The sequence below is a fragment of the Pseudomonas putida NBRC 14164 genome (assembly GCF_000412675.1).
In the GTDB taxonomy this organism is placed as follows: Bacteria; Pseudomonadota; Gammaproteobacteria; order Pseudomonadales; family Pseudomonadaceae; genus Aquipseudomonas; species Aquipseudomonas putida.
Genome location: NC_021505.1, coordinates 3,015,228 through 3,037,595 on the forward strand (window position 1 = coordinate 3,015,228; position 22,368 = coordinate 3,037,595).

Annotated in this window: 21 protein-coding genes; 12 read left to right on the forward strand and 9 right to left on the reverse strand. The window is 60.1% G+C overall.

The window, feature by feature from the left end:
• Positions 1 to 31 precede the first annotated feature (31 nt).
• Together PP4_RS13410 and PP4_RS13415 are read right to left on the reverse strand one after the other, a co-directional pair.
• A complete protein-coding gene (locus PP4_RS13410; RefSeq protein ID WP_016499726.1) occupies positions 32 to 1,402 on the reverse strand; it encodes an MFS family transporter in 1,371 nt (456 codons plus the stop codon).
• Positions 1,403 to 1,678: 276 nt separating this feature from the next.
• Complete coding sequence (locus PP4_RS13415) at positions 1,679 to 2,602, reverse strand: LysR family transcriptional regulator (RefSeq protein WP_016499727.1); 924 nt, start codon at positions 2,600 to 2,602, stop codon at positions 1,679 to 1,681.
• 292 nt (positions 2,603 to 2,894) lie between these two features.
• On the opposite strand from PP4_RS13415, the gene PP4_RS13420 reads away from it, so the two are divergent.
• From PP4_RS13420 to PP4_RS13465, 10 genes are all read left to right on the forward strand, one after another.
• Positions 2,895 to 3,425, forward strand: a complete 531-nt coding sequence (locus tag PP4_RS13420) for a thiamine pyrophosphate-binding protein (protein WP_016499728.1) — start codon at positions 2,895 to 2,897, stop codon at positions 3,423 to 3,425.
• Positions 3,413 to 4,009, forward strand: a complete 597-nt coding sequence (locus PP4_RS13425) for a thiamine pyrophosphate-dependent enzyme (RefSeq protein ID WP_016499729.1) — start codon at positions 3,413 to 3,415, stop codon at positions 4,007 to 4,009. Before PP4_RS13420 ends, PP4_RS13425 begins: the two co-directional genes overlap by 13 nt.
• A gap of 75 nt (positions 4,010 to 4,084) precedes the next feature.
• Positions 4,085 to 5,245: an acyl-CoA dehydrogenase family protein gene (locus tag PP4_RS13430; RefSeq protein WP_162471785.1), complete on the forward strand. Its 1,161-nt coding sequence runs from the start codon at positions 4,085 to 4,087 to the stop codon at positions 5,243 to 5,245.
• A 55-nt stretch (positions 5,246 to 5,300) separates the two neighbouring features.
• Complete coding sequence (locus PP4_RS13435) at positions 5,301 to 6,497, forward strand: CaiB/BaiF CoA transferase family protein (RefSeq protein ID WP_016499731.1); 1,197 nt, start codon at positions 5,301 to 5,303, stop codon at positions 6,495 to 6,497.
• Positions 6,498 to 6,549: 52 nt separating this feature from the next.
• Positions 6,550 to 7,299 (forward strand): electron transfer flavoprotein subunit beta/FixA family protein, encoded by a 750-nt coding sequence (locus PP4_RS13440; protein WP_016499732.1) that lies wholly within the window; start codon positions 6,550 to 6,552, stop codon positions 7,297 to 7,299.
• Positions 7,299 to 8,228: an electron transfer flavoprotein subunit alpha/FixB family protein gene (locus PP4_RS13445; protein WP_016499733.1), complete on the forward strand. Its 930-nt coding sequence runs from the start codon at positions 7,299 to 7,301 to the stop codon at positions 8,226 to 8,228. Before PP4_RS13440 ends, PP4_RS13445 begins: the two co-directional genes overlap by 1 nt.
• Positions 8,229 to 8,241: 13 nt before the next feature.
• Positions 8,242 to 9,084 (forward strand): FAS1-like dehydratase domain-containing protein, encoded by an 843-nt coding sequence (locus PP4_RS13450; protein WP_016499734.1) that lies wholly within the window; start codon positions 8,242 to 8,244, stop codon positions 9,082 to 9,084.
• Complete coding sequence (locus PP4_RS13455) at positions 9,081 to 9,896, forward strand: HpcH/HpaI aldolase/citrate lyase family protein (protein WP_016499735.1); 816 nt, start codon at positions 9,081 to 9,083, stop codon at positions 9,894 to 9,896. The genes PP4_RS13450 and PP4_RS13455 overlap by 4 nt, the downstream gene beginning before the upstream one ends.
• A 183-nt stretch (positions 9,897 to 10,079) precedes the next feature.
• Entirely contained in the window at positions 10,080 to 10,685 is a 606-nt protein-coding gene (locus PP4_RS27975; protein WP_080642792.1) for a TetR/AcrR family transcriptional regulator, read from the forward strand.
• A 50-nt stretch (positions 10,686 to 10,735) separates the two neighbouring features.
• A complete protein-coding gene (locus PP4_RS13465) occupies positions 10,736 to 11,851 on the forward strand; it encodes an FUSC family protein (RefSeq protein WP_016499737.1) in 1,116 nt (371 codons plus the stop codon).
• Positions 11,852 to 11,854: 3 nt separating this feature from the next.
• On the opposite strand, the gene PP4_RS13470 is transcribed toward PP4_RS13465, so the two are convergent.
• From PP4_RS13470 to PP4_RS13480, 3 genes are all read right to left on the reverse strand, one after another.
• Entirely contained in the window at positions 11,855 to 12,898 is a 1,044-nt protein-coding gene (locus PP4_RS13470) for a hydroxyacid dehydrogenase (RefSeq protein ID WP_016499738.1), read from the reverse strand.
• A 12-nt stretch (positions 12,899 to 12,910) separates the two neighbouring features.
• Positions 12,911 to 14,266, reverse strand: a complete 1,356-nt coding sequence (locus PP4_RS13475; protein WP_016499739.1) for an MFS family transporter — start codon at positions 14,264 to 14,266, stop codon at positions 12,911 to 12,913.
• A 236-nt stretch (positions 14,267 to 14,502) separates the two neighbouring features.
• Entirely contained in the window at positions 14,503 to 14,922 is a 420-nt protein-coding gene (locus PP4_RS13480) for a PA0061/PA0062 family lipoprotein (protein WP_041168028.1), read from the reverse strand.
• Positions 14,923 to 15,103: 181 nt separating this feature from the next.
• On the opposite strand from PP4_RS13480, the gene PP4_RS29375 reads away from it, so the two are divergent.
• Together PP4_RS29375 and PP4_RS13485 are read left to right on the forward strand one after the other, a co-directional pair.
• Positions 15,104 to 15,274, forward strand: a complete 171-nt coding sequence (locus PP4_RS29375) for a hypothetical protein (RefSeq protein WP_016499741.1) — start codon at positions 15,104 to 15,106, stop codon at positions 15,272 to 15,274.
• A gap of 90 nt (positions 15,275 to 15,364) precedes the next feature.
• Entirely contained in the window at positions 15,365 to 16,936 is a 1,572-nt protein-coding gene (locus tag PP4_RS13485) for a sensor domain-containing diguanylate cyclase (RefSeq protein WP_016499742.1), read from the forward strand.
• A gap of 39 nt (positions 16,937 to 16,975) precedes the next feature.
• Here PP4_RS13485 and PP4_RS13490 read toward each other — a convergent pair whose 3' ends face one another.
• The 4 genes from PP4_RS13490 to PP4_RS13505 form a co-directional block, all read right to left on the reverse strand.
• A complete protein-coding gene (locus PP4_RS13490) occupies positions 16,976 to 19,045 on the reverse strand; it encodes a hybrid sensor histidine kinase/response regulator (protein WP_016499743.1) in 2,070 nt (689 codons plus the stop codon).
• A gap of 101 nt (positions 19,046 to 19,146) precedes the next feature.
• On the reverse strand, positions 19,147 to 19,968 hold the full coding sequence (locus PP4_RS13495) for an NADPH-dependent oxidoreductase (protein ID WP_016499744.1): 822 nt from the start codon (positions 19,966 to 19,968) through the stop codon (positions 19,147 to 19,149).
• A 130-nt stretch (positions 19,969 to 20,098) separates the two neighbouring features.
• Positions 20,099 to 21,286: an MFS transporter gene (locus tag PP4_RS13500; protein ID WP_016499745.1), complete on the reverse strand. Its 1,188-nt coding sequence runs from the start codon at positions 21,284 to 21,286 to the stop codon at positions 20,099 to 20,101.
• Between the two features lie 24 nt (positions 21,287 to 21,310).
• Positions 21,311 to 22,348 (reverse strand): Rieske 2Fe-2S domain-containing protein, encoded by a 1,038-nt coding sequence (locus PP4_RS13505; protein WP_016499746.1) that lies wholly within the window; start codon positions 22,346 to 22,348, stop codon positions 21,311 to 21,313.
• Positions 22,349 to 22,368 lie beyond the last annotated feature (20 nt).

Sequence of the window (22,368 nt, forward strand, 5' to 3'; positions counted from 1 at the left end):
AGGCAACCGTAGTGGTTGCCTGGGCTTGGTGTCAGCTTCGTGCATTCGAATAATGGGTACCGGGCCGCAAGCCCGTGTTTTCTTCCACAGCCCCCGTTCCGTCGAGGTAACCGTGCTTGCGTAGATCGGGCATGAGCACTGCGGCAATCAGGGTGATGACGCTCATCGCCGCCACGTAGTAGTAGAAGTACGACTCCACGCCCGCGCCACGCAAGGACAGCGCCACGTACTCGGCAGTACCGCCACACAGCGCGTTGCCCAAGGCATAGGGCAGCCCTACGCCCAGCGCGCGGACCGTGGCGGGGTACAGGTCCGCCTTCAGCACGCCGGTGACCGGCGTATACAACGCAGCAATCAGGAGGCCCAGCATGACCAGCGCGAAGGCTTCGTACGGGTTGTTGACGGTCTTGAGACCCGTGAGCAGCGGTACGATCAACAGGCTCGACAGCAAGCCGAAGGCAATCATGCTGTTTCGCGAACCAATCCTGTCAGCCATCATTCCAAACACCGGCTGAAGGCACATGAACACCACCAGCGCGGCTGTCATGATGAAGCTCACCGTCGACGGATCGAAGCCCGCCGAAACCACCAGGTATTTCTGCATGTAGGTGGAGAATGTATAGAAGTGCAACGAGCAACCGGCAGTGATGGCAATCGTCAGCAGCACGGCTTTCTTGTGCTTCATCAGCGCTTTTATCGAGCCCGCTTCCTTGTGTTTGGCGCCTTGGTGACTTGCCGTTTCAAGCATCGAGCGGCGAAGGTAGACCACCACCAGCGCACTTACTGCACCAATGAAGAATGGAATCCTCCAGCCCCAGGCCTTGAGTTCTTCGATGGGCAGCAGGTTCTGCAGTACAACCACAGTCAGCAATGCCAGCAGTTGCCCGGCAATGATAGTGAAGTACTGGAACGAGCCAAAGAAGCAGCGCTTGCCCGTACTGGAAATTTCGCTGATGTAGGTCGCACCGGTACCGTATTCAGCCCCTACCGAAAGGCCTTGCATCAAGCGGGCAATCAGCAACAGAACCGGCGCGGCCATGCCAATGGTTTCGTAGGTGGGCACGACCGCGATCATCAGCGAGCCCCCACACATCAGAAAGACGGAGATGATCATGGAAAACTTGCGGCCACGCGTGTCAGCGAGGTAACCGAAAATCCACCCGCCCAGGGGGCGCATGAAGAAGCCCACAGCAAAAATGCCGGCCGTTGCCAAAAGCTGTGTGGTCTGATCGCCCTGAGGGAAAAAAAGCGCGGCGAAGTAGATTGAGGTGTAGGCGTAGATGAAGAAGTCGTACCACTCCACCAGGTTTCCGGAACAGGCGCCGAGAATGGCGCGGATCCGTTGGCGATTGGTCAGGTTACGGATATCAGGCGCAGCAGGATTGTGATTGTTGGCGTGCATGGGGGAACTCCAAATCTGAGGCAAACGCGAGGCAAGAACAACAGCGTTGGTCTGCGTCGATCTACTGGCTCGGAGTCATCACAGGAAAAGCGGGCGGCAGTACGCGGGGCGATGGAACGCACATCATGGGGGCACCTTCTGGGATCTATTATTTTACAAGTCAGCGAAAGCGCACTGACTTTTATCCCGGGCAAAGCTACGCCCTCACCTGGGTAGCGGCCAGACCCGCTGCCCTCTAGCAGTTATGCCGCGATTGAATAGCTTGGCGCAGCCGTTTCAGAGCATGTGCCCCGCCCAGATGCCTTTGGCCACCAGCTCGCTGGCAATGTCCACAAAGGTCTGGCCGACGTAGCGTGTTGCGGGGCTTACCTGCCGATCGGCGGGCAGCACGAGTACCAGCTTGCGCATTGGCGTCGGGTCAACCAGCGGCGCGGCGCACAAGCTGCCGTCATCAAGGCGAGAATAGATGGAGGCCAGTGGCAATGCCGTATAGCCAAAACCATGACGGACCAGGTCGATCATCGCGCCAAAGGAGTCCGCCTCGACACTGGTGGTGATCTTGAAGCCTCGCTCTAGGGCGCACTGGTCCATGATCTTGCGCAGCCCATGGCGGGGGCTGGGCAGCACCATCTGTTCATTGGCCAATTCTGCGAACGGCACGGCCGTGTCCAGGTTCAACCTGGCCTCGGGAGGGCCAACCAGGACCAGGTTCTCCATCATTACCGGTTCGATTCGCAACGTGTGCAGTGGCTGCGGATCGTAGGAGATGGCCAGCTCCAGCTCGCCCCGCTGCAACCAGTCCAGCAAATAGCCGCTGAACGCCGATGAAAAGCGGATCGAGAGGTCCGGGTGAGTGTCGCGGATGCGTTGAACCAACGGCACAGTGACAATCTCGGCGATGGTCGGCGTGGTACCGATGGCGACCATGCCGCGAAATGCGGCACGGCCGCCGGCTACCGAGGTACGGATGGACTCGAGCTCGTCCATGATCCGGGTGGCCCGTTCAAGAACCTCGAGGCCGGCAGCGGTGATTTCCATACCGCGGCCATGCCGCTCGAACAGGTAGACGCCCAATTCCTTTTCCAACTGCCGAATCTGCCGGCTCAATGCAGGTTGCGCCACATGGAGCCGGTCCGAAGCCTTGCTCAGGCTGCCAAGTTCGGCCACATGGATCAGGGTTTTCAGTTGCACTACGTCCATCGGTCAACCACTGGCAAAGAAAGGGGCGCCTCTGAACGGCGTTTTTCACAGTCTAAAGACAGCCTCGGTCGGCAGCTATAGCATTTGGGCATAGCAGCTAGAACCAAAGGTATACGCCACAGCACGATTGGGCTATGGGGGGGCGTCTTCCTGATGCTCGGCTTGCCTACAGCGTGCTATGGGCTCACCTATGCCGCTACGGCATATCTCAAAGAAAAAAACGGTAGTCGTCCTGCGCTGTATCTCGCCGCATGATGAGGAAAAACAAAAGCAGCACTGCCGGGAGATACCCATGTCATCGCAAGAAGCTGAACAGAACTGGCAAGAGGACGTGTTCCGTGTTCTCAAGGCCCACGACGTCAAGCACGTCGTATTCGTACCGGACGCTGGCCACTCGGCGTCTATTCGCATGTCCTATGCAGACCCCGACATCCAGGCCGTTGTGCTCACCACGGAAGAAGAAGGCATTGGCTACCTGGCCGGCGCCTGGCTGGGTGGGGAACGCGGCGCGCTGCTGATGCAATCGAGCGGTGTCGGTAACTGCATCAACACCCTCGCCTTGCAGAACTGTGCCGGCTTCCCCCTGCTGATGGTAGTGACCATGCGGGGTGACTGGGCTGAATTCAACGCCTGGCAAAACCCGATGGGTCAGGCCACTGAAGCCTCCCTGAACCTGATGAAAGTGATGACCTGGCGCGCTGACAAACCTGAGGATGTGGCCCCACTGCTGCATGGCGCCGCCACCATGGCCTTCAACGGCGATGCCGCCACCGCCCTGCTGCTTGGTCAGCGCCTGATCGGAGAAAAGAAATGGGTCAAGTAAGCGCCAACCACGTGCTTTGCCGCCGAGAGGTCGTCCGTACCTTGCTCGCCGATCGCAATGATGTGCTCGTCGTCACCGGCCTGGGCTCTGCCTCCTATGATGTGATGGCCGCGGGTGACCACGACAACAACTACTACCTTTGGGCGGCCATGGGTAGTGCCATTACCGTGGGCTTGGGCCTCGCCAATGCGCAGCCGGACAAAAGCGTGGTGGTTGTCACGGGTGACGGTGAGCTGCTGATGGGGTTCGGCGCACTGGCCACTGTTGCACTGCAGCAGCCGAAAAACCTGACCATCGTGGTGCTGGACAACGGCCACTTTGGTGAAACCGGCATGCAAGTCAGCCACGCCGGCTTCGGCATCCAGCTGGACCGGGTCGCTGAAACCTGTGGCTTTGCCTGGACCCAGGAAATTCGTGAAATGGACGGGGTCCATGCCCTGCGTGAGCGTTTCGCCAACCGGGACGGGGTCAAGCTGGCCACGGTGAAGATCAAAGCCGAAAACCCGCCACGTGTACTCCCGCCGCGTGATGGCCAATACATCAAGAACCGTTTCCGCGCCGCCCTTGGCTTCCAGCCTATTTGACCGTGTTACAGGGTCGGGCCGGCGGCCGAACCACGATGACGCTGCCGGCCTGTCCCACCCTGGAGAATGATGATGATCGACAACAATCAAGAAGAACTCAACGCCATTCGTGAGGGTGTACGTGCCCTGTGTGGCGATTTCCCGGCCGAATACTGGCGCAAGGTCGACGAAGAAAAAGGCTTCCCTGAAGCCTTCGTCAAAGCCATGACTGAGGCCGGCTGGCTGTCGGCGATGATACCCGAAGAGTTTGGCGGCTCCGGCCTGGGTCTGGCCGAGGCGTCGGTGATTCTTGAAGAAGTCAACGCTTGCGGCGGCAACTCCGGCACCATCCATGGCCAGATGTACAACATGTTCACCTTGCTGCGTAACGGCAGCGAAGAGCAAAAGCGCTACTACCTGCCCAAATTGGCCAGTGGCGAGCTGCGCCTGCAGTCGATGGGCGTGACAGAGCCGACCACCGGTACCGATACCACCAAGATCAAGACCACGGCGGTTCGCAAAGGCGACAAGTACGTGGTCAATGGCCAGAAAGTGTGGATCTCTCGCGTCCAGCATTCTGACTTGATGATACTCCTGGCGCGTACCACCCCGCTCGCCGAGGTCACCAAGAAGGTCGATGGCATGTCGATTTTCCTGGTCGACCTGCGTGAAGCCATCGGTAACGGCCTGACCGTACAGCCGATTGCCAACCTGGTGAACCACGAAACCAACGAGCTGTTCTTCGACAACCTGGAAATCCCTGCCAGCAGCCTGATTGGCGAAGAAGGCAAGGGTTTTCGCTACATCCTCGACGGGCTCAATGCCGAGCGTACCTTGATCGCCGCCGAATGCATCGGCGATGGCCGCTGGTTCATCGAGAAATCCAGCCAGTACGCCCGTGATCGCGTGGTATTCGGCCGCCCGATCGGCCAGAACCAGGGCGTGCAGTTCCCCATCGCTGAAGCCCACATCGAAATCGAAGCCGCCGACCTGATGCGCTGGCGAGCTTGCGCCGAGTACGACAGCGGCCGCAACGCTGGCGCCGCCGCGAACATGGCCAAGTACCTGGCGGCCAAAGCCAGCTGGGAGGCCGCCAACGCATGCTTGCAGACCCACGGCGGCTTCGGCTTTGCCAATGAATATGACGTCGAGCGCAAGTTCCGAGAAACCCGCCTTTATCAGGTCGCGCCCATTTCAACCAACCTGATCTTGTCCTACGTGGCCGAACATCTGCTGGAACTGCCACGTTCGTTCTGACCCGGGGCCCCCTCGCCAACCGCGAGGGCCTGCCATAACAAGAGAGACAACAATCATGAGTCAGCCCATTCGCCCACTTGACGGCATAACCGTCATCAGCCTCGAACATGCGATCGCAGCGCCCTTCTGTACCCGTCAGCTGGCTGACCTGGGTGCTCGGGTGATCAAGGTCGAACGCCCGGGCAGTGGCGACTTCGCCCGTGGGTACGATGAGCGCGTCAATGGCCTGGCCTCGCATTTCGTCTGGACCAACCGCTCGAAAGAAAGCCTGGCCCTTGACCTCAAGCAGGACATCGCCGGGGACATCCTTGGCCAGCTGATGGAGCAAGCCGATGTGCTGGTGCAGAACCTTGCGCCAGGGGCGGCCGCGCGCCTTGGGTTGAGTTTCGAGCAATTGCACGAGCGTTTCCCGCGGCTCATCGTCTGCGACATCTCCGGCTATGGCGCTGGGGGCCCCTACGAGCAGAAAAAAGCCTATGACCTGCTGATTCAGAGCGAAGGCGGTTTTCTTTCGGTCACCGGTGGCCCCGGCGAAGACGGGATGGCCAAGGCGGGCAACTCGATCGCGGATATCGCTGCCGGCATGTATGCCTACACGGGCGTCCTCTCGGCCGTATTGTTGCGGGAAAAAACCGGCATCGGCAGCCACGTTGAAGTTTCGATGCTTGAGAGCCTGGTGGAGTGGATGAATTACCCGCTCTACTACGCCTACGAAGGAGCCCCGCCACCGCCTCGCGCCGGTGCAGCGCACGCCACGATCTATCCATACGGTCCATTCCCTGTTGGCGATGGCAGCACCGTGATGCTCGGCCTGCAGAACGAACGGGAGTGGCAGCTGTTCTGCCAGCATGTGCTGATCCGGCCGGAGCTGGCTGATGACGATCGGTTTTCTGCCAACTTCAAACGCGTGGCCAACCGCGACGCCCTGCGAGCGTTGATCATCGAGGCTTTCGCCCCCTTGAGCTTCGATACCGTTATTCAGCGGCTGGATCAGGCCAGCATTGCCAACGCCAAGGTAAACGACATGCAGGGCGTCTGGGAGCACCCACAACTAAAAGCCCGAGACCGCTGGCGGCGCATCGATACGGCCGCAGGCAGCGTTCCCAGCCTGCTCCCACCCGCCACCAGCAATGCCTTTGCACCACGCATGGGCCCGGTGCCCGCGCTTGGCGAGCATAGCGAAAACATCCTTGCCGAACTTGGCCTGACGCATGAACGAATTCAACAGCTGCGCGCTTCAGGGGTCATCTGACCCCTCTTTTTAACGCCTGTTGTGAAAGCTCAAGAACAGAGTATTACTGCTTATGAAAGTGCTGGTCGCTATCAAACGTGTGGTCGATTACAACGTCAAGGTTCGCGTCAAGGCGGACAACTCCGGCGTCGACCTTGCTAACGTCAAGATGTCCATGAACCCCTTCTGCGAAATCGCCGTGGAAGAGGCCGTACGCCTGAAGGAAAAAGGCGTTGCGACCGAGATCGTCGTCGTTTCCGTCGGCCCGACCACTGCCCAGGAGCAACTGCGTACCGCCCTGGCGCTAGGCGCCGACCGTGCCATCCTGGTCGAAGCCGTCGATGAGCTGAGTTCCCTGGCCGTGGCCAAAGCGCTGAAAGCCGTTGTCGACAAAGAGCAGCCGCAGCTGGTCATTCTTGGCAAGCAGGCCATCGACAGCGACAACAACCAGACCGGCCAGATGCTGGCCGCGCTGACCGGCTACGCCCAGGGCACCTTCGCCTCCAAGGTCATCGTTGCTGGCGACAAGCTGAACGTCACCCGTGAAATCGATGGCGGCTTGCAGACCGTATCGCTGAACCTGCCAGCCATCGTCACCACCGACCTGCGCCTGAACGAGCCACGCTATGCGTCGCTGCCGAACATCATGAAGGCCAAGAAGAAGCCGCTGGAGACCGTTACTCCAGACGCGCTGGGCGTTTCCCTCGCCTCCACCAACAAGACCCTGAAAGTTGAAGCGCCGGCTGCCCGCAGCGCTGGTATCAAGGTCAAGTCGGTGGCCGAACTGGTCGAGAAGCTGAAGAACGAAGCGAAGGTAATCTGATGAGCATCCTGGTAGTAGCTGAACACGACAATCACACACTCGCCGCGCCGACCTTGAATACTCTGGCTGCAGCCCGCCAGATCGGAGGGGAAGTCGTGGTGCTGGTCGCGGGGCTGGACGTTTCCGGTGTCGCTTTCGCGGCTGCGCAGATCGCTGGAGTGGGTAAGGTGCTAATGGCAGACGACGCTGCCTACGCGCGTCAGCTCCCGGAAAATGTTGCCCCATTGGTGGCCAACCTGGGGCGCGACTTCAGCCATGTATTGGCCCCTGCCACCAGCAGCGGCAAAAACATCCTGCCGCGGGTGGCAGCATTGCTGGATGTCGATCAGATCTCCGAAATCATTTCGGTCGAGTCTGCCGACACCTTCAAGCGCCCGATCTATGCGGGTAACGCCATCGCCACCGTGCAGTCGGACGCCGCAGTCAAGGTCATCACCGTACGATCCACCGGCTTTGAGGCCCTGCCGGCAGAAGGCGGTAATGCGCCGATTGTGGCATTGGCTGGCGCGCGTGATACAGGCATATCGGCGTTTGTCGGCGAAGAACTGGCCACGTCCGATCGCCCCGAGCTGACCGCGGCAGACATCGTTGTTTCCGGTGGCCGCGGCATGGGCAACGGCGACAATTTCAGCCACCTGTACCGCCTGGCCGACAAGCTGGGCGCGGCAGTTGGGGCATCACGCGCCGCAGTAGACGCAGGCTTTGTTCCCAACGACATGCAGGTCGGCCAGACCGGCAAGATCGTGGCCCCGCAGTTGTACATCGCGGTCGGTATCTCCGGCGCGATCCAGCACCTGGCCGGCATGAAAGACTCCAAAGTGATCGTTGCGATCAACAAGGATGAAGAAGCGCCGATCTTCCAGGTGGCCGATTACGGACTGGTCGGCGACTTGTTCGATATCGTGCCAGAACTCACCTCCACGCTGTAACAGGACAAAAACAATGACCACATCAGCACCTGAAACGTGGATCGGTCGCAGTGAGACCGTGCACGATTGCATCAGCCATAACCTGGTAAAACGCATTGCCGCAACCTTGGGTGAGCCAGCGCCAGCTCCGGGTACCCCCCTGCCCGAACTCTGGCACTGGGCATTCTTCCAGGACGCCGTCGAGCACTCCGGGCTTGGTGGGGACGGTCATCCAGCGCGAGGCGGCTTCTTGCCCCCGGCAGATAACCGCAACCGCATGTGGGCAGGTGGTCGCCTGGAGTTCCTGCACCCGCTGCGCGTCGATGCCCAGGTATCCCGCCGTTCGACCATCCTCAACGTTCAGGAAAAGCATGGGCGTACGGGGGCGTTGCTGTTTGTCACCGTACAACATGAGTACGTGCAAGACGGCCAGCAGGCGCTCATCGAGGAACAGGACATCGTTTATCGTGAGCCCTCGCCACCCAAACTGGGCGGAACCGAGCCGATGCCGCAGGGAGACTGGCATCTCCACGTTCAGCCAACCCCGACGCTGCTGTTCCGCTATTCGGCAGTGACGTTCAACGGCCACCGCATTCACTATGATTGGCCTTATGTGACCGAAACCGAAGGTTACCCTGGCCTGGTGGTGCACGGCCCCCTGATCGCAACGCTGAACGTGCAAGCGTTCGTACGGGCGAACCCTCAATTGACAGTGCGTCGATTCAGCTTCCGTGGTGTTCGTCCCTTGATCTGCCCTGACGCGTTCGATGTCGGTGGCCGATTGATCGGTGAGGGTAAAGCCCAAGTCTGGGCTGGCAATCAGGCAGGCCAGGCCCAGGTCGGCGAGATCGAATTCGTCCAGGAGGCACGCCGATGACACAACAACCAGTGCGTAGCGCGCTTTTCGTTCCCGCTACTCGACCAGAACGCATTCCGAAAGCTTTGGCCAGTGGCGCCGACCGGGTCATTGTCGACCTTGAAGACGCTGTGGAAGAGACGCTGAAAGAGCAGGCGCGCAACAACCTCGACCAATTCCTCAACGATCATCCGCAGGCCAAGGTGCTGGTTCGGGTGAATGCGCCTGGTCATTGGGCCCACGAGGCTGACCTCTCGCTTTGCCGGCGTCATGCCGGGGTCATCGGCATTCTGCTGCCAAAGGCTGAAAGCGTCGACCAGATAGATCGCGCCCATGCTACTGGCAAGGCGGTGTGGCCAATCATCGAAAGTGCCAAGGGCCTGGCTGCCCTACCATCCCTGGCGGCAGCGGCTGGCGTAGACAGGTTGTCATTTGGCAGCCTGGACCTGGGCCTGGACCTTGGCCTCAGCACGGGTAGCGCAGCAGCCGAGCACGTGCTGGGGCATGCCCGTTATGCAGTGCTGCTACATAGCCGGGTCGCGGGACTGGCCGCGCCCTTGGACGGTGTGTTCCCCGCCATCCAGGATACCGACGGCTTGCAGTGTCAAGTCCGGTTTGCACGGGACATGGGCTTTGGCGGTGCCTTGTGCATCCACCCAAGCCAGGTCCAGGTGATCCACGATGCCCTGAAGCCCTCGCATCACGAGCTGGATTGGGCTCGACGGGTGGTCAAGCAGGCCGAAGCTGGCGCCGGCGTATTCACCCTTGATGGTCAGATGGTCGACGCTCCGGTGATCCTGCGTGCCCGGGCAATCTTGCTGCAGGCGGGTTGAAGGGTTCAGTTCATGCTCCCGTTACAGCACGCGACCACTGTTCTGACGCGCAGGGGTAATCTGTATCGGGGCTCCTGTCGAGGTGCCGTATGTGGTTGATGAATGGCTTAGCCCCGCCGCCGCGCAAGTGCTGCAAGCGCTTGATCTGCCGGCTGCTGCGTGCCCTGTCCAGGTTGCCGGCGTATGGCTGAGGCCGCCCGTACATGCCCTGCACCTGTCATGCAGGCCGCGTCAGAGCTGATGGTTGAAATAGGCTATACCGCCATGACCATGCGAAAGCTGGCACAACGTGTCGGAATACTCCCAGGCAGCCTTTACCATCACGTCGACTGCAAACAGGATCTGCTGCTCAATGTGGTCCTGGACATCGTCGAAAAACGTCTTCAGGCGTGGCATGCAAGCGTATGTCCACGCGACCTGAAGGGATATGTGTGTTTCTCACTCGAGCGGCAAGTCACCGTCCCACAGGAAGATTTGATCCTGCGACACGAGGTCAGGCACCTTGGAGCCAGCCATCGGCGCTGGCTGGACCGGGCAAGTGAGCGCCTGGCCCAACCTGTGGAATGCATCATTCAGAAAGGTTGTGCGACAGGCCACTACCGCGTCGATGAGCCCTCCAAAGCCTCGGTGGCGATCGTTGCGATTATCGAAAGCGCCAACAGCCTGCGGCTCAGCAAGGCGCATTTCGATGAAACCTGGATCCAGGAGCACATCCTGCAGGCGTGCAATGCATTGCTGCGGCCTCATCAACGCGCGCTCTGGTGCTCAGGCCACCGCAATCATCCTTGACCTATCCTGTCTGCAAGCACGCCCGGACGGAACGGATCAGGACCTAGATCATGCCATTCAGATTCACGCTGTGGTCGAGCCTCGCGCAATTCACCCAGGGGATCGGTAAAGAGTTCTCCAACCCGGACCGCCTCCCCCAACGCTTGCTGGACGAAGCCGAGACGCTGCTGTCCGTGTTGTTGGCTATCGGCATGGCGCATTACTTGGCTGTCGATAATGTTGGCTGGGCTGCGTTCAGTGGCTACATGGTGATGCGTTCAAGTCTGCATGACTGCGTTTACCGTGGCGGGCTCCGGATCATCGGCACTGCCGCAGGCGGCTTGGCCGCAGCAGCGCTACTGACTCAACTGCAAATAAGCGTGCATTGGCTTGGTCCCGTCATAGGGCTGGTCGGCGCATGCACACTGTGGTGCGCCATCCGCCATGAGCATGGTTACGCCTGGCTGTTTGCCGGGCTGACATTCGCCATGGTGGCTATCTCCGGATTTGACGCGACCGGTGGCCCATCCGTGATCGAGATAGCCAGAACCCGCCTGGAGGAAGTGGCATGCGGCACCCTTGCCTGCTGGTTCGTAGCCATGCTCTCCGGCCGTACTGTACGCAAGATGTTTCCCGATGGTGCGTTATCTTCCCGATCTGGCGCGCGCGTGAGCGAACCGGACCTTGACCGTTGCCTTTCAGGTCATGTGCTGCAGGCAGGCCTGGCGTTGGCGTTGATCCCTTCCTTGGGTATCTGGCTGGAGGTGGGGGGGGTGAGCCAGGCAGCTATCACCGTCATGGCCGTGATGATGGTGCCACCTGGGGCGCTTTTGCCAGGTAGCCGCGCAGTCACGCTGCGCAATGTTCATCGCCTGGCAGGCTGCTGCGCGGGCGCTGCCTGTGCAGGGCTGGCTTTATGGCTGGTAGGCTCGAACTGGATCGCCATGACCCTGGCAATGTGCATCGGCGTGATGGCCGGGCGGCACATCGAGAACAGCAACCGCTCATACGCTTACGCCGGCACCCAATTTTCCCTCGTGTATCTGGTAGTGATGGTGCCTGATACGTACGTCAACGTCAGCCCTTCGCCCGGGTTCATCCGCTTGGAGGGGGTGTTGGCAGGTTTCGTCCTGATCGGCGTAATACGCCTGGCGAATCAGTTGATCCGCCAGGGCGCGTCCCGATGAACCCTAGGCTGACGAATGATTACTGGCCTGCAGCCGTTGTCGATAGGCTGCAAACACTTGAGGGTTGACCATACGTGGCCCCTCCTCGCCGCGCAGCACCTGCAGAATTTGCTCCGCTGCCCATAGCCCCATGCGCAGACGGGCCTCACGGGTTACCCCTGCGGTGTGATAAAGGCCCACCACGTTATCAAGCCCAAGCAATGGATGATCGAGGGCTGGCGGTTCTTCGTCCCAGACGTCGATACCCGCGCCCCCAAGGTGGTCACAGGCCAGCGCCGCATGAAGTGCGGCCTCGTCATGCAGGCCGCCACGCGCCGTATTGATGAAAATGGCGCCCTTGCGCATCGACGCAAACGTTGTTGCGTTCATCATGTTCAGCGTCGAAGCCAGGCGGGGGCAATGTAACGACACGACATCACTCTGCTGCAAAAGCGCCACCAGTTCGCAGCCTGTTGCGCCCCGTTGATTGATCTGGTCGCTTGTCAATAACGGATCATGGGCGATGACCCGCATGCCCAGGGCCTGGGCGATACGCGCTACCCGTGTACCTATCTCCCCGATACCGACCAGACCCAGCGTTTTCCCTGAGAGTTCGAAGCCCATCAAATCTTCGCGAGAGAAACCTCGGTCCCTGCGCAACCGCCGATCCGATTCACTGATGCGCCGTGCACTGTCGAGCATCAGTCCGATGGTTGCCTCCGCTACCGATTGGGCATTGGCACCGGACTGGTTCACCACCAAAACTCCGGCACGGGTGCAGGCATCGACGTCGACGGTGTCATAACCGGCCCCATTGGATGAGACACAGAGCAGGTTTGGCAGTTGGTTGAGTAAACGTTCCGTCACATGCCATGCAGGTGGCAGCTCATCGCGTGCGGATGGCACCTGGTAGACCTGGCAACTGCGCAGCGCTTGCATGATCAGCGCGGGCGCCTGGTCACGAGGTACGGTTTGCAACACCACATCGGCTGAGGCTTCGAGCGTCTGGGCCATCACCGGGTGGTACCAGACGTCGAAGCGTACGATCTTCTTCACTTCGCTATTCATGCTCGCCTCATCTCAATGGCTGATGTGGGATGGCGTGGATTTGCGTCCCATGAATTTGCGAACCCCAATGTTCTCCTCGACCTTGCCATCGCCATCCAGGTATCCATGTCTGGAGAGGTCTGGCATCAACAGGGAGGAAACAAGGGTGATGGCACCGATGGCTGCGACATACAGATAGAAGTACTGCTCCATGCCCAGCGAGCGGAAGCTCAGCGCCACGTATTCAGCGGAACCCCCGAACATTGCAGCACCTACCGCATAAGGCAGCCCTACACCAAGGGCCCGAACGGTTGGCGGGTAGAAGTCTGCTTTCAGCACGCCAGTAACCGGCGTATAGAAAGCTGCAATGAGCAACCCGGCGACCACCAGCGCGAATGCACTCAGCGGGTCCTGAACAGACTTGATCGCTGACAACAGGGGTATGACCAGGAACGTGGACAGCAGACCGAAAATTATCATGTTGCGGCGTACGCCGATCTTGTCCGCTAGCATGCCGAAAACCGGCTGGGCAAACATGAAGATCACCAGCGCCGAAGCCATGATGATGCTCACTGTCGGTGCCGGTATACCGACACTCACCACCAGGAATTTCTGCATGTAGGCCGTGAAGGTATAGAAGTACAGAGAACAGCCGATGGTAATGGTGAAAGTCAGCAGTACAGCGCGCTTGTGTTGCATGAGGCCCCTGAGCGAACCCGCCTCCTTGCTCTTCATACCTTGCGCAGTGGCTGTTTCGCGCATGGTCCGGCGCAGGTACACCACCACGATCGAGGCCAACGCGCCGATCAGGAACGGCACTCGCCAACCCCAGGCTTTCAGGTCCTGTTCAGACAGCACCAGTTGCAGCACTGCCACCGTCAACAGCGCCAGCAGTTGCCCTGCGATAATGGTCATGTACTGGAACGAGCCATAGAACGAGCGGCGCCCAGCGCGTGATACCTCACTGATGTAGGTCGCGCCGGTGCCATACTCTGCACCGACCGATAGCCCTTGCATCAAGCGGGCGACCACCAACAGGACCGGCGCCGCGACACCGACAGTGGCGTAGGTAGGCATGACAGCGATCATCAACGACCCACCGCACATCATGAACACGGAGATGATCATCGATATCTTGCGACCACGCGTATCGGCGATATAACCGAATATCCAGCCACCCAGCGGGCGCATGAAGAAACCGACCGCAAAAATACCGGCGGTGGCTAATAGCTGGCTGGTCTGATCGCCCGCCGGAAAGAACAGTGAGGCGAAATAGATTGATGTGTAGGCATAGATGAAGAAGTCGTACCACTCCACCAGGTTGCCGGAACAGACACCTACAATTGCAGTTGTACGCTCTTTGCGAGTCAACGGACGTGCCGTGCCCATATCTGCATTCATGATCGCTACCCTTGTTGTTATTGTTTTGCCAACTCGGGTACAGCTTTGCACAGCGATGGTGTGACGGAAGACCTGCCGAAGATCTAACAGCTATGCCTAGAGGGCATGGCCGTTTACTTCAAACAAACTAAGCCGGGGTGAGATCAGGGCAAGCTTGTGCTGGCCACTCACCACACGGCCGAACGCCTGCTCGCTCTACCACGTGTTGCAGGAAGCCCTGCCCCTTACAGGCAATAGAATTCGCTGACCTCTGCAACCACCTCCCCCTTGGCGTCGTACAACCGCGCCTCAGGAGTTAGCGCCATCGACCTCCCCTCCAGCACATAGCGCTGGCCTGCCTGGAAGTTGGCGTAAGGGACCGTCAGGTAGCATTCGCGCACAGTGGTGCCGCCCATCAGGCTCAGCCCCCCGCCACCGCCCACTTCATAATCGAACCTGACGATCAGCTCATGGCTGCCCGGGCTCACTTGAAAGAAGCGCCCGTCGCTCAACCGTTGCTTATCCAGCCGCTCAGCCATCAGTAACCTGTCATTGGGAAATGGCACCGAGAAATCGACCCAGGCCATGTGAGGATTGGCGCTTGGCAGCGGCGACTGGCAACCGGTAACTGCCGTGATTGCCAATAAAAGCATCATTGTGCGCATGATCGATGCACCTGGGGCTGGGGTTTTCAGGATACCGCCAACCAGCACTGCATACCGTGCGAAATAGGTCCGTTCTGCCATTTCACAGGTAAACACGGCCGCAGGCGCGCAAGTGGGCTGCACAATTTCGGCTGCGCCGGTATGGTCAGGGTTCTGATATCGAACTGCATCGGAGGCAGTCATGACAACCCTCTTTCGCATCAGCGTGCTGGTGTTGGTCGCAGGCATGTTGCTGGGCGAAATCCTGCTTGCCAGTGTCGGCCTGGCTTGCGTGTGCGGGGTTGCCGTGTACAGCAACATCCAGCAGGACAAGCAGCCGGCTTGCCCTGCGGATTCGGAGTTTCTGGCCTGACGGCTCACCCCCTGCGCAGATGCACCTTTGCTGCCATACCCGTCTAAGCTTGTGCCGAACTTTCCAGCTATCGAGGGACGAGGCGTACTCATGAGCAAGGTGCTGTCATCGCGTATTGGCCTGCGTGGCCTGGTTCTTGGCTTTGTCCTGCTCGCCGTGCTGAGTACCCTCTGCAACAGCCTGATTACGGCCTACAGTGTGCAACGCGATGCGCTGGTGCACTCGGCACTGGAGGCCAACCGTGCCTATGCCTTCAAGGTCGCATCGAGCATCGATCAGTTTCTGTACTCGGTCAATGAACGCCTGAAGTACAGCAGCCAACGCCTGGGCAACGACTTTGCCAATCGAGCGTTGCTCGAGGAAGAAGCACGCCGCCTGCAGGCCCAGGACTCGGAGTTGAACACCGTGCTGATCACCGACCCTGCGGGCAAGGTATTGCAGGCTTACCCGCCTGCGGTACCAATCGGTTCGACCGTCAGCTCCGATGAACTGCACCAGGCGCTGAACGTGCGTCGCCCCATGGTCAGCCAGGCGTTTACCTCAACCAGCGGCAAGCTGATCGTCTTCGTCTCCCAACCTGTCTTCAGCCCCACAGGCGAGTATCTCGGGCTGGTCGGCGGCTCCGTGTTCTTGCAACAGCGTGGTGTGATGCATTCGTTGATTGGTGAACACCACCTCGATGGCGCCTTCGCCTTCGTCGCCGATGGCAACCGCCGGTTGCTCTACCACCCCGATCAGCAGCGAATCGGTGAAGTGCTCGGCTGGAGCGAGACGGTGGACAAGGCCTTGCTCGGAGACAACGGCCCGCTGGAGACGGTCAACTACCATGGGGTGCCCATGCTCGCCGGCTTCGCGCACGTGCAGGGTTCCAACTGGGCCGTGGTCGTCCAGCAACCCCGGGAGCAGGCACTGGCGCCACTGGGCAAGCTGATGCGCGACATGCTGGTCAGGATCATCCCGGCAGGGGTGATCGGTCTGGTCCTGATACTGCTCGGCGTCATGCTGATCACGCGCCCACTGCGCGCCCTGGCCGGCCATGCCATCGACCTTTCGACGCCGAATGCCACCGCTGAACTGTCTGCGATCAACGCCTGGTACGCCGAAGCGGCGGCGATCCGCCAGGCGCTGGTAGTGCAGTCGCAGCAACTGCAACAGAAGATCGGCAGCCTGAACGCCGCAGCCGACACCGACCCGTTGACCGGCCTGGCCAACCGGCGTGCGATGAACGCTGCACTTCAGGCGCTTGATGCAAGCCAACAGCCGTATTCGGCCCTGGCGTTGGACGTCGACCACTTCAAGCGGGTGAACGACAACTTTGGTCACGATGTTGGTGACCTGGCGTTGCAAAGGGTCGCGCAAGTGATCCGCGACTGCACCCGGGCCGGCGACCTGCCGTGCCGGGCCGGTGGCGAAGAGTTCTGCCTGCTGCTGCCGAACACCGCGCTGAGCACGGCCTGCGAAGTCGCCGAGCGGATCCGCACCACGCTCAGCGCTACAGCGGTGGCACAGATCGGCACCTTGACCATCTCCATCGGTGTGGCCTGTCGGGACGCAGACACTCCCAGTGCCCCGGCCATCCTCAAGCGCGCCGACGAGCGCTTGTACCTGGCCAAACAGAATGGACGTAACCGTATAGTGGCCGAAGATCGGGTAACGCTCTGATGCCACTGGGGAGGCGGTGCTCGCGTGCCTTATGCATCATCAATGCTTAAGTAACGCATTTACGTTCAACGTCAACGCTTCGAGTGTGAAAGGTTTCGTCAGCACAGCCGTGTTGGGCTCTAGCTGGGCGTTGTCCAATATATTGGGTTGCGCATACCCGGTCATGAACAAGACCGGAAGGCCCGGCCTGAAACTGCGGCCGGTATTGGCCATTTGCCTGCCGTCGATTCCTCCTGGCAGGCCAATGTCTGTGACAAGCAGATCGATGCGGGTATCCGAGCGGAGTAACTGAAGCCCCGCAAGGCTATCGGTCGCCTCAATGACGATGTATCCGCAGCTGCCCAGTGACTCACTCACAAACATGCGGACGGAGGGTTCATCATCGACAACCAAAACCGTTTCGCCTGACGAGGTCAGTTCTGATTCAGGCAATGGCTCGGCACGACCTGCAGCATCGACCTCAACCTCATGGCTGGGTAGCTGCAGATATACGCGGGCGCCTTGGCCCACCTCTGACTCGATCCGAACCTGCCCGCCTGACTGCTTGGCGAAACCATAGATCATGGACAGGCCGAGCCCGGTACCCGCCCCCACAGGCTTGGTGGTAAAGAAAGGCTCGAATGCACGCGTTAACGTCTCGGTGCTCATGCCGACACCGTCATCGGCGACACAGATCGTGAAGTACGTGCCGGGTGACAGTTCAGGGTCAAGATCTGCCCCTTGTGCCAGCTCCTCGTTGTACGTCCTGATGGCGATCGACCCTCCGCCTTCCAGTGCGTCACGCGCGTTGATACACAGGTTTAGCAGCGAGTTCTCTACTTGTGCCGGATCCACCAGGCAGGTACTTGAGGTTGCATGGAGCTCTACCTTGAGTTGGATTGCCGGCCCTACTGTCCGACGTATCAGCTCCTCCATTTCGCTGATCAGGGTGTTCACATCGGTATGAACAGGTATCAGCGTCTGCCGGCGAGAGAACGCCAGGAGTCGATGGGTCAGGGATGCTGCCCTTTGTGCGGCACCCTGTGCCACCATCAGGTAACGCTCCACGTCAGCAATGCGCCCCTGCTTCAGGCGGAGCTTGATCAGTTCAAGGCTTCCCGTGATGCCCGCGAGCAAATTGTTGAAGTCGTGAGCGATACCCCCGGTCAGCTGACCGACCGCTTCCATCTTCTGCGATTGCCGTAGCGCCGCCTGCGCCGCTTCCCGCTCGGCCACGGCTTGTTCGATTTTCGCTTCCAGGGTGCGGTTAAGCTCAAGCAACTGCGCCTCGGCATTTCTTCGCGCGGTGACATCGATGGACGAGCCGATCAGCCCGATGACCTCGCCTGCTTCGTCGCACAGGGGTGCCTTGACGGAAAGCCAGTAGGTAGCCGTGCCATCCGGCATGTCGACACGCTCTTCGATCTGCAGCGCGCCCTTCCCGCCATGCATGACATGACGATCGGTTTCCATGATCTGGCGTGCCTGGGCCTTGTCTTCCAGAAACTCCAGGTCGGTTTTGCCCAGGTACAGTTCTGGTGGTTTACCAACCAGTCGAGTGACACCGTCATTTGCAACAATCAGCCGCCCCTCGAGATCCTTTGCGTAGACAACACCCGGAACGGCAGCCGTGAAGGTACGCAGCAACGCTGACATCCTGTCGCGTTCAGCCTCTGCTGACCGGCGTGACTCAATGTCCATGAGGATGCCAGGGAACCGAACAGCCTCGCCCCCCTCGTCAAGCTCAGCTCTGCCATTGGCCTCAATCCAGCGGTAGCTGCCGTCATCCTGTCTGACCCGGTATTCACACCGGTAGGCGCCGCCACGGCTCATCGCCTCCTGAATATCGGCAGAGACACGCTCACGGTCGTCAGGGTGAATCGAGGCAAAAGCTTCCTCGATCGGAATACCCGCCAGGCATTTATCTGCAGGAAGCCCGAACGATCGCGAGAACCGCTCATCCGCGGTCACCTGATTGTGCCGAATATCCCACACCCACGTTCCAATGATCGCGCCCGCATCGAGCGCCAACTGCAGGCGCTCCAAAGCGGTTGTCGGAAACGCGGACTCCTGACTGGGTAATGCGGGAGCATCCAGCTCTCCTGAAAAGCCGGCGCCTTCGCGATCCATATATTGCCTCTTTTGCTTACGCACATGAACGACAAGCCAATGGATAAGATTCTAGAGTGTGATGCCGAGCTATGGCGAGCAAAGCCCTTCACCTGATCTGTTCAGCGCAGCCCAAAGCCCATCCGGCTCAGTTCCCCCAGCAGCTCCTCGCGCCCATGCAGGCTAGAAACGTTCCGCAGCCTGCTGACCACCTGCTCCGACCAGCCTGAAGCCTTCATGCCTTCGCCTTGATAGAAAGCACCCAGGCGCTTGTCGTATTCCGCCAGAACGCCCTGCTCGTCGGCAGCCGAGTACGTTTCGTGATGAAGCACTGCTGCCTGTGGCAGCCTCGGCTTCACCTTGGCTGGCCGATCAGGCGACGGATAGCCAACGCACAGGCCGAAGACCGGATAGACCTGAGGCGGCAGTTGCAGTTCCTTGGCAACGGCTTCGATGTCGTTACGAATACCGCCGATGTACACGCTTCCAAGCCCAAGCGACTCCAACGCAACAACCGCATTCTGGGCCGCAAGCGCTGCGTCGATGGTGCCGAGCAACAGGCTTTCCAGGTATGGCAAAGCCTCCAGCTCTACCCCATGCTGGTCTGCGATGCGCGAGACGCGGGACAAATCGGCAAGCCAGACCAGGAACAGTGGCGCTTGATGGATGTAGGGCTGGTTGCCGGCCAGCGCCGAGAGGCGGCCTTTGCGATCCCCCTCTTGCACCGCAACCACACTCCAGACCTGGAGGTTGGATGATGTGGATGCGGATTGCGCGGCAGCAACCAAGGTCTCGAGCGTACCCTCGGGCAGAGGCTGATCAGTAAACGCCCTGACGCTGCGGTGTTCGAGCAGTTGGTCGATGGTGTCATTCCATTGTTGCAGCGCAGAAATGTTCGGTGCGCCATAGCGTGCAGCGAGTTTTGCCTGAGCGTTGGATGTCATGAGAAGCCTCCAAAATGTTAGGAGGCTATCAAAATTCGGCGGTTACCACACAGCTACCCCGAAATTTTTCATTTTCCGCCCCTGCCGCCTGCGTCTCGACCAGCCTCACCACCACGCTGCGTGTCAGCCATCATGCCTGCATACCCACTGCACAGCCAGTGCCCGCGCCCTGCAAACGTTGCGCCAGCACCCAGGTAAACGCCAGCACCGGGATCAGCGCACAGCCAGCCGCCAGCCACAGCAGCATGCCGAAGCCCTCACCGACCAGTTGCCCGGCCAAGGCCGGACCTGCCATGGAGCTCAGGGCAAAGGCCCCTGGAATCAGCATGATCGAGCGGCCGCTGCGGTCCAGCCGCGCAATCGCTGCGGTCTGGTAGACGCAGCCCCAGGTAAAGCCGACCTCCCAGATCCAGGCGCCCGCGGCATACATCAAAAAGCCTTCGGCGTTGCCCAGTAACAACAGCCCGGTACCCAGTACCGCGAGCACGACAAGATGGGGCACGCGTACGCCCAGGCGGTCACCCACCACCGCCAAGGCCAGCGCGGCTGCGCCGCCCAGCAGTTTCAGCACGGCGAAGACGACACCCAGTTCCGCCGGCTGCAACGCCAGGCCATGGCCCAAGCGCTCAAGGAACGCCCAGAGGCCAATCTGCCCGGCGCCGAACAGGAAGAAAAATGCCAGCGCTGCATATGCCGCCGGCGGGAACCTGAAGCGTGCCAGCAACGAGTCGGTTTGCGCCTGCTGCGCTTCGTGAATGAAGTCCTGACGCCTGGGCAAGGCCAGCGCGCTTAAGCTCAACAGCAAAATGATCGCGGCCAGCATCAAGGCCGCGCCGGCATAGTGGAAATAGGCAATCACTAGCGACGGCAAGGCGAACAGCACTGCCGCCACCACCCCCAGTTCAATACCCAGACGCATGCCCAGGGCGCGTTCCTTGTTGGCCATTTCACCCATGATGCGCATGCCGAGGCAGGTCATGAGCGCAGCAAAAAAGCCGATCACCGCCCACAGCGGCAGCTGGGCCGTGGCCGGCAGCCAGGACGACATCCCATACGCCGCCGCAGCGCCAAGCGCACAACCCAGGGTCAACCAGCGCCAGTTCATGCGGTCGATCAGCACCACTGCCAGCAGCGTGCCGAGCAGGTAGCCGGCAAAACACACCGAGCCCAGCAGGCCGATCTGTTCGACAGTAAAGCCCAGGCTGTCGACCATCGACCCGAGCAGGATAGGCAAGGTATTGAACGGCAAGCCGCCAATCGTCGAAGCGAAGCTGGCGGCCAGCATGATCGCCAGTGTATTACGGCCACTCATGTTCATTGCTCTCTCCTGCTCGGGTGGCTTTCAGCGCTGGCCGACGGTAATGATTTCGCGGCGCTCGGCCATGGCGGCCGGTACGCTGGCTTCGTCCATGAAAAACTGCTCGTACCATTCGCGCAGTTGATAGACCGGGCCATCGCCTTCGGCCAGGACCGGGTTGTTCACCCGAATCTTGTGCGCCCAGATATCCACGTCCTGATAAAAGGATTCGCGGTTGCGCATCACATAGTCCTTGGCCATTTCCCGATTTTGTTCTTCGCTCCACCCCGGCACTTTCTTCACCATGCAGCCAAAACGCAGCTCAAAACTGTTGGCGGTGATCGGTACATGGCAGTTGAGCAGGATCGAGTGGATCTCCATGCCCTCGAACACCGCGCGCATCCGGGTAAAGTGCGTGGCCGGCCCGTAGTACGCCGACTCGGCCACCAGATCACCGCCCAGGCGCTCGGAGTCGCCATGGAAAATCTGCTGGGCAATGTGCCCCTCAAAGACGTTGGCGAAATACTTGGTTGGCGTGCCATGAACCGGCCCGAAGTGCTGGGCATCTGCAAGGTTATCGACCAGTTCGCGTGGGTTGGTTTCGATAATCAGCTTGTCCATGTGCCAGTCGTGCAGCCATTCGTCACTGTCCTGCTCTGGCAGATGAGGAATCACCACGCCGTCTGCCGGCGCCTTGCCTTCCGGGTTGTTCCAGACAAACAGCAGGTTGTTTTCTTCACAGGTCAGCCAGCTGCGGGTCTTGGCTTTCGGAGGGATGCGCTTGCAGTACGGGATCTCCACGCACTTGCCGCTGGCGTCGTACTGCCAGTGATGAAAGGGGCATACCACCCGGTCGTTTTCCAGGGTGCCGCGCGAGAGGTCGGCGCCCATGTGCGGGCAATGCGCATCAATGACGCTGATCTGGCCGCTGGAAGTGGCAAATGCCAGCAAGCGCGTACCGAAGATATTCAGGGTGTGCAGCTGGCCATCACGATAGTCGGCCGCTTCACCCAGGCAGTGCCAGCCTCGGCCGAAGCGCGGGGCCAGAGCAGTTTCGACATTGATTGCTGCGAGCTTGGTCATTGTTATTGTTCCTCGTGTGG